This window comes from Staphylococcus sp. EG-SA-2, from assembly GCF_017152085.1.
Window position 1 is genome coordinate 1 of sequence record NZ_JACYHC010000503.1, and the last position, 4098, is coordinate 4098.

General features: G+C 36.9%; 1 protein-coding gene. It reads right to left on the reverse strand.

Features of this window, described 5'->3' with window-relative positions:
- A partial coding sequence (gene ebh / locus IDG60_RS07920; RefSeq protein WP_206160602.1) for a hyperosmolarity resistance protein Ebh occupies positions 1-4098 on the reverse strand: 4098 nt, incomplete at both ends.

The following is a 4098-nucleotide window of genomic DNA, read 5'->3' on the forward strand; positions in this document are numbered from 1 at the left end:
CTAACGTTACATAGTCAGGCTTATTCGCAATTGTCCATTGATTATTTTGACCACGAACAACATTAATTGTCTTACTATGTTCTGCACCATTACCCACTTTTTCAGTGTAAGCAATATCCATTGCTTGAGTTGGATTAATTAAATGTCCTGATGGATTATTAGGCGTGATATCAATATGACCATTTTGCCAAATCTTAGTAGTCGCTTGGTTCGGTTGTGGTGCGACAACTGTGAAATCATCACTACGTTGCTCATCACTTACTGTCTCTCCGCTTCCTTGCGTTGCAACAACTTGAATTGTATCAGCAGGGTTGAAAGTACCTGCTGCAACAGTAATACCATTATTAGTTCCAGCAATACCTGCTACAGTTGCTGCAGATGCTTCTTTCACCCATGGACTTGTATTATTGCGACGTGTAAATGTCGTCACAACGTTACCATTACGTTTAATAACTAATTTATCAGCGTATGTCGTTACGTTACCTGCATGTGTATTCACTGTTTGGTTTGCTCCAGGTGCAATTGTAATCGCTCCTGCCGCTGTTTCAGTCACAGTTGGTTTCGCTGGTTGCACATCTTTTACTACAAATTTCGCTGGTAAAGATGTTGCAAAAGTATGTCCGTTATAGATGACGTCATATTTTGCGTTAACGACTTTAGCCACATTCGGTTTATTCATAGCTGACCAGTTTGCGTCATTTGTACCTGTAGTATCACGATTCCATTTATACGTAAATCCATCTGTTGGTAAACCAGTAGCATTTTGCATATGTGCATATCCTGATGCTTGCGTACCACTTGCTAAAGTGCCTCCAACCGTTGTCGTATAAGTAGTTTGAGGGAATTCAAATTGATATACATTAACAGTAACAGGAACTCGTTTAGCAGCTGAAATACCTGGATATGTGACATCGACATTTAAATGTTGCACGCCTGCTTGTTGGTTATTTGGTTGTTGTCTATTTGCCCATGCTGCAGTGATACCATTTGTGTTTGTATTTGGATCAAATGTAATGTAGTTCATCGCATCCGTTCCATTAGTCAAATTTTGACCTTTCACATCACGTGATGGCGCCTTTGCATTAGCAACTGGATAAACTTTGACTGGAACTTCAACATTACGCGTACCTTGACCATTAGGTAATGTTACAACCGCAGTTTTATGAGTGTTACCGACTGTATTCTTCCATGTATCTGGACTATCATGCCATGCAACCGTTGCCCCATGTGGCGGGTTTTGAATAAATCTTTCTACGTGTCCGAAATCAAAACCGTCGCCACCTTTAATAAATACAGCACCTTCAGTAGTTGCTTGTAATTGTGGTGTCACTGTTACTGTTGCACTGTCATTTGAATCAACAGATTCATTTCTTGTTACATCTATCGCTCGACCATGTTCATCTTGAGTAGTGTACGTCACATTATTCATTGTGATAGAAGACCTTGCCTTAATCACACCATTTGGTAACGCATCACTTACCGTTACAACTGCAGTATTACCACTACCATAAGTCGTGTTTGTAATCGTTAATGGCGTATTATCTGCTTTAAATAATTTAATAGATGAACTACTTAACACATTATTAATTTTAATTTGTTGGTTAGTAAGACCTGCTTTATAAGTCACAGAGTTGCCATCAATTCGCGGTGGATCTGGTTTAACTTTTGCTAAAATCTTGATAATTTGCGTTTGGTGATTATCATAAGTAACTCGAATATCCCTTGTTGAAATACCAACCACATCTTTACTTGGTCCATATGAATTTGTAAATTGGAAATTCATACGTTGCGCATTTTGTGTCCAAGAATCATTAACTGGTTTAACATATTGTTTCGCATCATACACATCAGATACACCTGGGAACACAGCACCTCTATTCGTCTCAAAGACATGCTTCGGTACTGTACTTACTACTTTATATGTTGCTGTTTTCGTAATCGGCGTTGTTTCACCATCAATTAAGATATGTGCAGTTACTGTTATATCTTCACCAATACGTGTATTATCTTTATTTGGCGCTTGTCCACTTACCCATGTAATAGTTGCATCTGGAATGGCACTACCATTAGATAACTTAAAGTAATCTGATGCACTAGAACCATTACCTGCTGGGAAGTCTTGGCCTTGTACAGTGTAATGCGAATGTGCAACGATTTCTGGAATGACATGCTTTACAGGTACAGTCACTGTTGATGTTGTTCCATCTTGATAAGTAGCAGTTACTGTAACATTGGCATTATTTCCAGTACGACTGACATTACTAACTGTTTTACTAGTGATTTCATTCGCACTTGCTCTTGCATAACTTCTATTTGGTACTGTTTCAGTAAACGTTAATGAATTAATAATTGCTGTTTGATCAGCTTGTGATACTGTCGCATTATTCGAAATATTGGCAATTCTCACAGGATTAGCAGCCGTTGATGAAGTACCAACTCGATATTTATCACGCAAAGGTTTCACTGTTACATTGAACGAAGTTGTAGCTGTATTGCCGCTTGTATCAGTTGCTAATAAATTGATTGTCTTATTAGTTGCTGATGTCACATTTGGTGCCGTTGCAGAAACATGTTGATGGTTATTATCAACAGTGCCTGTAATTTGTGATGTATTTGGTACAGTTACAGATTGCACACCAAAGTTATCATTCGCTGTAATAGTATTTGTAAATGTTTCACCTGAGAACACTTGATGATTAGTGTAATTACCTACTGAAATTGTTGGATTCACTAAATCACTTGGTACAAAATAAATGTTAATAGCGTCAGTAGTATTTCCTGTATTTTGATTTAAATGTTCAACATATTGTTTTGGACCATATGGCGTTAAGTATAACTGTGCTTTATAAACTGCATCACTTGCATTATGTGTAGAATTACTTTTTACAACGTGGTCAATTGTAAATGCGCTAGCACCATTAGCTGCCGGTTCGTTTACGTTAACAACAGTTGAGTTACTATGGTTTGCACGAGTATTTGAATTTGTAACAGGTTGCCCACCATAACCGTTTGAAGGGTTGATGATGTCTAACACTTGAATCACTTGACCATTCAACGTAAATTGACGTTGACCATCAGTTGTCGAATTTGATTGTGAATAACCAGTCGTTCTAAAGTTAGGTCTTCCGCCAGCTTCTGCTTGTGCTTTTTCATTACCAGTAATATTATTACGCAATCCAGGCACTGTAGTAGTCGCTTTTAGCATTGTTAAAATATCATTAGTTGTAATTTGTGTGCCTAATGTAGCATCATAACGATAAATTAAAGATTTATGGTCATCAGACCATGATAAACCACCATCTGTTGGTCTGTTTGCAATTTTTGCATTCGTCCATGTCACTGTATAATCTTGCGGGAAATTAACCCAACGCAAGAAATTCATATTAGCTAGGTTTGACGCGAATGATTTCGTTAATCGACCTTTATTAATATTTACTGTAATAGTACTTACATTAGCACCATTAGGTGTATTTGTAACTGAAATATTACCCTCGGCAAGCGTAATTACATCTCTATTTGCATTAATAAAAGCTTGTTTTACTTTTGAGATTTCATCAGTTGTTAAATCATATGTTGACGTACGATAGACACGTTGATCGCCTTCAGGTTGTTTCACATCAACGATTTTTAAACTAATATAGAAATCTTCAGTGTCTTTATGATATGCATTTGAAGCAACTATATGATATAACTGCGTGCCTGCATTCATTTGACTAACTTCTTGTGCAGTTAGAATAGTTCTATCAGATGTAATATTTGTAAATGTGCCACTTGGAATAGCTTGTCCATTACTTAAAGTAAAATATTGTTTAATATCACCAATATTAAATGATTGTCCTTTAGCAATCGTTACCGTTGCTGTTTTAGCTGCATTGGCAGTTTGATATTCAGATTTCACAACTGGTTCGTATGTCATCACATTTGTAGCATCAAGCGTTGTTGATGAGCCATCACGGTAATGTAATGTGACATTACCATTATTATCGACAGTTACTGGATCAGTTGATGCTAAATATCCTCTTATATTTTGGTTTTTATTCATAAAGGCAGTAATTATGCTTTGCTTTTCATCATTAGATACAGCAGTCGGATTGACTA